The organism is Affinirhizobium straminoryzae (assembly GCF_007004135.1).
GTDB classification, from domain to species: domain Bacteria; phylum Pseudomonadota; class Alphaproteobacteria; order Rhizobiales; family Rhizobiaceae; genus Neorhizobium; species Neorhizobium straminoryzae.
The window spans coordinates 1-7,026 of the sequence record NZ_VJMG01000093.1; the positions used below are offsets into that span (position 1 = coordinate 1).

9 protein-coding genes and 1 pseudogene are annotated in these 7,026 nt (G+C 63.7%); 5 read left to right on the forward strand and 5 right to left on the reverse strand.

What is annotated here, in order from left to right:
* From FNA46_RS24355 to FNA46_RS26495, 4 genes are all read left to right on the forward strand, one after another.
* A partial coding sequence (locus tag FNA46_RS24355) for an amino acid--tRNA ligase-related protein (protein ID WP_342782424.1) occupies positions 1-355 on the forward strand: 355 nt, incomplete at its 5' end.
* Positions 356-513: 158 nt separating this feature from the next.
* Entirely contained in the window at positions 514-1,398 is an 885-nt protein-coding gene (locus FNA46_RS24360) for a methylated-DNA--[protein]-cysteine S-methyltransferase (protein WP_143127834.1), read from the forward strand.
* 72 nt (positions 1,399-1,470) lie between these two features.
* Entirely contained in the window at positions 1,471-1,761 is a 291-nt protein-coding gene (locus FNA46_RS24365) for a type II toxin-antitoxin system ParD family antitoxin (RefSeq protein ID WP_143127835.1), read from the forward strand.
* A gap of 233 nt (positions 1,762-1,994) precedes the next feature.
* Positions 1,995-2,135 carry a hypothetical protein gene (locus FNA46_RS26495; RefSeq protein ID WP_246103356.1) on the forward strand — a complete coding sequence of 47 codons (141 nt, stop codon included), beginning with the start codon at positions 1,995-1,997 and terminating at the stop codon, positions 2,133-2,135.
* Here FNA46_RS26495 and FNA46_RS24375 read toward each other — a convergent pair whose 3' ends face one another.
* Positions 2,136-3,122 (reverse strand): sugar-binding transcriptional regulator, encoded by a 987-nt coding sequence (locus FNA46_RS24375; protein WP_143127836.1) that lies wholly within the window; start codon positions 3,120-3,122, stop codon positions 2,136-2,138.
* Positions 3,123-3,290: 168 nt separating this feature from the next.
* Here FNA46_RS24375 and tal point away from each other — a divergent pair, with 168 nt between their 5' ends.
* Complete coding sequence (tal, locus tag FNA46_RS24380) at positions 3,291-4,250, forward strand: transaldolase (RefSeq protein ID WP_143127837.1); 960 nt, start codon at positions 3,291-3,293, stop codon at positions 4,248-4,250.
* 58 nt (positions 4,251-4,308) lie between these two features.
* On the opposite strand, the gene FNA46_RS24385 is transcribed toward tal, so the two are convergent.
* From FNA46_RS24385 to FNA46_RS24400, 4 genes and pseudogenes are all read right to left on the reverse strand, one after another.
* Positions 4,309-5,151: a metal ABC transporter permease gene (locus FNA46_RS24385; protein ID WP_143127838.1), complete on the reverse strand. Its 843-nt coding sequence runs from the start codon at positions 5,149-5,151 to the stop codon at positions 4,309-4,311.
* Positions 5,148-6,008 carry a metal ABC transporter permease gene (locus tag FNA46_RS24390; RefSeq protein ID WP_143127839.1) on the reverse strand — a complete coding sequence of 287 codons (861 nt, stop codon included), beginning with the start codon at positions 6,006-6,008 and terminating at the stop codon, positions 5,148-5,150. The genes FNA46_RS24385 and FNA46_RS24390 overlap by 4 nt, the downstream gene beginning before the upstream one ends.
* Positions 5,989-6,897: a manganese/iron ABC transporter ATP-binding protein gene (locus FNA46_RS24395; RefSeq protein WP_143127840.1), complete on the reverse strand. Its 909-nt coding sequence runs from the start codon at positions 6,895-6,897 to the stop codon at positions 5,989-5,991. The genes FNA46_RS24390 and FNA46_RS24395 overlap by 20 nt, the downstream gene beginning before the upstream one ends.
* A pseudogene (locus FNA46_RS24400) lies at positions 6,894-7,026 on the reverse strand (metal ABC transporter substrate-binding protein); the annotation flags it as partial. The gene FNA46_RS24395 and the pseudogene FNA46_RS24400, both read right to left, overlap by 4 nt.

Genomic DNA, 7,026 nt, shown 5'->3' on the forward strand with positions numbered 1-7,026 from the left:
CGGCACTTCCTTGGCGAAGGACATTTCGCCCTTCGCCAAGGAAGTGCCGGGCGAGCCGCGCCTCGTGGAGCGTTTCGAGACCTATTGCAACGCCTGGGAAGTGGGCAATGCCTTTTCCGAACTCAACGATCCGGAAGAGCAGCGCCGCCGCATGGAAGAGCAGCTGGAACAGGCGCATGCCCGCGGCGAGAAGGACAAGCAGCTGGATGACGAATTCCTCGATGCCATCGACCAGGGCATGCCGCCCGCCGGCGGCCTCGGCATTGGCGTCGACCGCCTGATCATGCTGCTCACCAATGCCCCCTCGATCCGCGACGTGATCCTGTTCCCGGCCCGCCGCAACAAGGCGGACTGAGCCCGGCAGCATTCCCGCAATCGTTCACGGCCCGCCACCGGCGGGCCGTTTGCGTTCCGGCAAGGCATGGTCGCGCGGATCGAAACCGCGCTGCAAGTTTCGGGTGGCATCCGGCAGCGGCGCGTGGTGAACTGATCGTCATCGAGAGGATCTGCCCCATGAATGCCTTTGCCCCCACGCCCGCCTGCACCACCGACATCACCCCTGATGGCGAGGACTATGCCATCGTCAAGCAGGTGATCGAGCGGATCACGCTCGACTATCGCGACCAGCCCTCGCTGGAGCGGCTGGCGGCGGAGCTTGGCCAGTCGCCAACGCAGCTGCAAAAGGTGTTCACCCGCTGGGCCGGGCTCTCGCCGAAAGCCTTCCTGCAGGCGGTGACGCTCGATCACGCCAAGCGGCTGCTCGGCGAGGAACAGCTGCCGCTCTTGGAGACTTCCTACGAAGTCGGGCTTTCGGGCCCGGGGCGGCTGCACGATCTCTTCGTCACGCATGAGGCGATGAGCCCCGGCGAATGGAAAGCGAAGGGCGGCGGGCTCATCATCCGCTACGGCTTCCACCCCTCCCCCTTCGGCCTTGCGCTGGTGATGGCGACCGAGCGCGGTCTTGCCGGCCTCGCCTTTGCCGATGACGAAGGCGGTCGCGAGGCCTGCTTTGCCGACATGGCGACACGCTGGCCGAATGCGGACTATGTGGCGGATCAGCAGGCGACCGCCCCCTATATCACACGCATCTTCGATCCCGCCCGCTGGCGGTCGGAGGAGCCCCTGCGGGTGGTGCTGATCGGCTCCGATTTCCAGGTGCGCGTCTGGCAGAGCCTGTTGAAGATCCCCTTCGGCAGGGCCGTCACCTATTCCGACGTTGCCCGCGACATCGGCCAGCCGACCGCCAGCCGCGCCGTCGGCGCAGCCATCGGCCGCAACCCGATCTCCTTCGTCGTTCCGTGCCACCGGGCGCTCGGCAAGAGCGGCGCGCTGACCGGCTACCATTGGGGCCTCACCCGCAAGCGCGCCATTCTCGGCTGGGAGGCGGGGCGGGTTTAGGCTAAAGATGAAGGAAGGCTTGGCAGATGATGCCACCGACCTTTATGATAGGGGTCTATGGAGGCCTTGGCGATGCCCACCCGCAACGTTGTACTGACCGAGCATCAGCAGGACATGATCGATCGACTGGTACAGTCGGGCCGGTATCAGGACGCCAGTGACGTGTTGCGCGACGGCCTGCGGCTGATCGAGAAGCGGGAAGAGCGCGAGATGGCAAAACTTAAAGCGCTGCGAGAGGCGGCAGCGATGGGTTTCTCCGACATCGACGAAGGACGCTTCGTCGATGTGCCGATGGGCGAAGTCGACACCTACATCGCAGGGCTCAGTCGAGAGGCTGGCAACAAGCGGAATGACTTGGCATAGCAGGACATGGCCGCTATCCGCCTCTCCCTTGCAGCAACAGGCGACATCAGCAACATACTGACGAAAGCCGCGAGGACTTCGGTCCGGAAGCGACCCTGCGCTACGAGCGCCTGATCGTCACGGCCCTGCAGGATCTGGCAGCGGACAGCCGCAGAACTGGAACAATCCTTCGTCCGGATATCGCGGCTGATGTACTGAGTTACCATTTACGATACAGCCGTGAACGCGCGCGCATGGCAAGCGGCATCGTTCGCCGACCACGGCACCTGATCCTGTTTCGATCCATCCGGCCGGACCTCGTTGGCATTGGTCGCGTCCTGCATGATAGCATGGAACTCAGCCGGCACCTGCCGCCGGATTTCGGCGATATCTGATCAGGCAGACGCTTCCGCCAGCCGCAAAAGCTCCCGCGCAGCGCCCTCGTCGGTGATCAGCGTGTTGCAGCCGATGCGGCGGATGGTGGCGCGGATGGCGCCGGCGCGGTGCGCGCCGCCGGAGGAAAGCACGATGTGCCTGGCCTTTTTCAGCGTATCGAGATCGATCGACATCACCCGTTCGTTGATCGGATGATCGATGGTGTTGCCGTCCGCATCGAGGAAATTGAACATGGTGTCGCAGACGCAGCCGCGCCCCACCAGCTCCTGCAGCGTCTCGCGCGTGATGAAGCCTTCCGACAGCGAGGTCGAATGCGGACCGATATCGCCGCAGGAGACGATGGCGAGATCGAGGTTTTCGGCAAGATCGTACAGCGTCTTCAGGCCGCACTGCTCGATCAGCGCGCGCTTGGTTGCCACCGAATCCACAAGAAGCGGGGCGAGGAACATGTAGCATTCGGCGCCGAGCTGGCTTGCCAGCCGCCACGTGTAATCGATGGGGTTGGTCTGGTGCACGGCAACGATGCCGCCGAGCAGCGAGACGACCTTGCAGTTCTGCCTCCGCGGCGGGCGGAAGCCGGCCAGCGAGGCGGTCATCGTGCGCCCCCAGCCGACGCCGATCGTCATGTCGTCCGTCACCACTTCCGTCAGGAACTGGCCGAGCGCCAGACCCACAGCCTTTGCGATGGAGCCGGCATCCGATTTGTCCGGAGAGGGCACCACCACGGCCTCGTCCAGCCCATAGGCCTTTTCCAGCTTCACCGCGAGATCGACGCAGTCATCGATCCCCTCGCTGATCCAGATCTGCACCTCGGCCCGCTTCACGGCCTCGTCCAGCATGCGGATCACGGTGGAGCGGCTGATGCCGAGCTTTTCCGCCACATCCTTCTGTGTCAGGCCCTGATTGTAATAGAGCCAGGCCGCCCGCAGGCGCAGCGAGGCGGCCTCGGAATAGGCGACATGAGTTTCGCGTCTGAGCTTTGGCAAGGCGGCCGCCACCTCCGTTTGATCGGCCTCCACTATCGGCAGAGTTGGAACAAATGTCAAATGTGATGGGCAAATGTCCTTGACATTCGCGTGTGCGAGCGCAGATAGTGAGGATGACGGGAGACGATTGCCGTCTTCCCACGAGATCGAAAACCCTGAGGAATTCCGATGGCCTCCAAGCTTGAACAACTGCGTTCCATGACCACGGTGGTGGCCGATACCGGCGACATCGAGGCTGTTGCACGCCTGAAGCCGGTGGATTGCACCACCAACCCGACGATCGTGCTGAAGGCGCTCGGCACGCCCGTCTTTGCCGATCGCGTCAAGGAAGCCGTTACATGGGGCAAGAGCCAGAACGGCTCTTCCGAGGCCGTGATTGCAGCGGTTGCCGATCGCCTGGCCATCTCCGTCGGCGCGGCCCTTGCCGAACTGGTTCCCGGCCGCGTCTCCACCGAAGTGGATGCCGACCTTTCCTTCGACACCGAGGCATCGATCACCAAGGCGCGCGGCATCATCGCCGCCTACAAGGAGCGCGGCATCGAGCGTGATCGCATCCTGATCAAGCTTGCCTCCACCTGGGAAGGCATCAAGGCGGCGGAAGTGCTGCAGACCGAAGGTATCGACTGCAACCTGACGCTGCTGTTCTCCAAGGCCCAGGCGATCGCCTGCGCCGATGCCAAGGCCTTCCTGATCTCGCCCTTCGTCGGTCGCATTCTCGACTGGTACAAGAAGTCCACCGGCCAGGATTACACGTCTGAGACCGATCCGGGCGTCATCTCGGTGCGCCAGATCTACAACTACTACAAGGCGAACGGCATCAGCACGATCGTGATGGGCGCCTCGTTCCGCAATGCCGGTGAAATCGAAGCGCTGGCTGGCTGCGACCGCCTGACGATCAGCCCGGCCCTGCTGGACGAGCTGGACAAGGCCGAAGGCACGCTGGAGCGCAAGCTTTCGCCCGACAACATCACCGAGGATCCCTTCCAGCCGATCGACGAAAAGACCTTCCGCTGGATGCTGAACGAGGATGCGATGGCGACCGAAAAGCTGTCGGAAGGCATCCGCGCCTTCGGCAAGGATCTCGTTGCCCTGCGCGACATGGTCAAGAAGGAACTGGCTGCCGCCTGATCTCCGCGACGGCCCCGTTTCCGGAAAACGGCTCGCCTCCCTGCGGCGGGCCGTTTTTTTATGGAACGGAAACGGACATCTTCGCCTGTCGCACGGTCTTCAGGAACGCCACCAGAAACACACCCGTCATCAGCAGCACGATGGTCGGCGCCGGTGCGCTGTCGATGAAGAAGCTGAGCAGGATGCCGAAAACGGTGCAGCCGGTGGCGATGGCGACAGAGGCGACCAGCATGGCGCCGAACCGCCGCGTCAGCAGGAAAGCGATGGCGCCGGGGGCGACGAGGAAGGCGACGGAAAGGATGATGCCGATGGCGCTCAATGCGCCGACCACCGTGAGCGAGAGGACCGCCAGTAGCCCATAATGCAGGAACCCAACCGGCAGCCCGATGGCGCGGGCATGTTGCGCATCGAAGGCGTGCAGCAGCAGGTCCTTGCGCAGGATGCCGAGAAAAAGGGTGCTGGCCAGCGCGATCAGTCCGGTCTCGACCAGATCGTGGGGTGCGATCCCCAGCATGTCGCCGAACAGGATATGGTCAAGATGGACATCGCTGCGGACCGCGACGAACATCACGAGGCCGAGGCCGAACATGCCGGAAAAGACGATGCCGAGCACCGTGTCCTCCTTGATGCGGCTGTTGTCCTTGAGAAAGCCGGTGGCCAGCGCACAGGCAAGGCCGGCAACAAACGCGCCGAGGCTGAGCGGCAGCGCGAGCATGTAGGCGAGCACCACGCCCGGCAGCACGGCATGCGAGACGGCATCCCCCATCAGCGACCAGCCCTTCAGGACCAGAAGGCAGGAGAGCATGGCCATCGGCACCGCTATCATCAGCGTCACCAGAAAGGCGTTCTGCATGAAGGGAAGCTGGAAGGGCAGAAGGATCGTTGCAGCGAGATCGCTCATGCGGCCTCCTCCAGCGCCCGAGCCCGCTTGCGGCGGGCGGCGAGCAGACCATGCTTCGGCGCAAGGACGAAAGCCGCCAGGAAGATCAGCGTCTGCAGCACGACGATGATGCCGCCGGTCGCGCCGTTGAGGAAATAGCTGGCATAGGCACCGACAAAGCTGGTCGCGGCACCGATGGCGGCGGAAAGCAGGATCAGCCGCTCGAAACGGTCCGTCAGCAGATAGGCGGTGGCCCCCGGCGTCACGACCATCGCCACCACCAGAAAGGCGCCGACCGTCTGCAGGGCGGCGACCGTGGAGGCGGCAAGCAGCGTGAAGAACATCGCCTTCAAGAGGTCGGGCCTGAGGCCAATGGTGCGGGCATGGTTTTCGTCGAAGAAGGCCACCATCAGGTCCTTCCATTTCAGCGCCAGCACGAGAAGGCTGATGCCGCCGATCAGCACCAGTTGCAGCGTATCCTCCGGGGTGATCGCCAGAATATTGCCAAGCACGATGGTCTGGATGTTCACCGAGGTCGGCGAGAGCGACACCATGAACAGGCCAAGCCCGAAAAACGAGGTGAAGATCAGCCCGATGATTGCATCCTCCTTCAGCCGCGTGCGCTGGTTGAGGAACAGCATGGCGGCCGCTGCCAGTCCGCCGGACAGAAAGGCGCCGAGCGCAAAGGGAAGCCCCAGCATATAGGCGCCGGCAACGCCCGGCACGATGGCATGGGAGAGCGCGTCCCCGATCAGCGACCAGCCCTTCAGCATCAGATAGGCGGACAGAAAGCCGCAGACGCAGCCGACGAGCGTGCTGACCCAGATCGCATTCAGCATGTAGCCATAGGTGAACGGCTCAAGAAGCGCCTGGAGCATCGACCCTTTCCCGCGGCTTTGCCCTGACGGTGCCGGTCGTGCCATCGCCATAGGTCACGAAGGGCCGCTCGTCATCGGTCATGACCCGCACCTGGCGGGCGTCGTCATCCGCATGCAGATCGGCACCGCCGAGAATGAAGTGACGCAACACGCCGCCAAAGGCCTTTTCCAGATTGGCCTCGGTGAAGGTGTCTTCCGTGCGGCCATGGGCAATCACGGTGCCCTTGACGAACACGGTGCGGTCGCAGAATGCCGGCACGCTGCCGAGATTGTGGGTGGAGACCAGCATCACCCGCCCCTCGTCGCGCAGAGATTTAAGCAGCGCAACGATCTGCTCCTCCGTCGTCACATCGACGCCGGTGAAAGGCTCATCCAGCAGGATCACCTGCCCTTCCTGCGCCAGCGCCCGGGCCAGAAACACGCGCTTGCGCTGACCGCCGGACAACTCGCCGATCTGACGCTTGCGGAAGGCCTCCATGTTCACCCGGCGCAGCGCCTCCGTCACCATCTGCCGGTCGCGGCGAGACGGCATGCGCAGAAAATTCATGTGGCCGTAGCGGCCCATCATCACCACGTCTTCCACCAGAACCGGAAAGCTCCAGTCCACCTCTTCGGCCTGCGGCACATAGGCCACGAGGTTCTTGCGCAGCGCCTCGCGGGCCGGCATGCCGAGGATCTCGACCGAACCGCCGGAGAGCGGCACGAAGCCCATGATCGCCTTGAACAGCGTGGACTTGCCCGCACCGTTGACGCCGACCAGCGCGGTGATGGTGCCCTTCGGCACAGAAAAGCTGGCATGTCGCAGGGCGGTGTGGCCATTGCGATAGGATACGGTCACATCCGTGACGACGAGCCCCTGTGGCGATCGCTTCACCCTGCCCATTCTCATGACGACAGCCCCCTTGCGATGGTCTGCGTGGTGACCTTCAGCAGATCGAGATACGTGGGAACCGGGCCATCCGGATTGCTGAGACTGTCGACATAGAGCACGCCGCCATAGGTGGCACCCGTTTCGCGC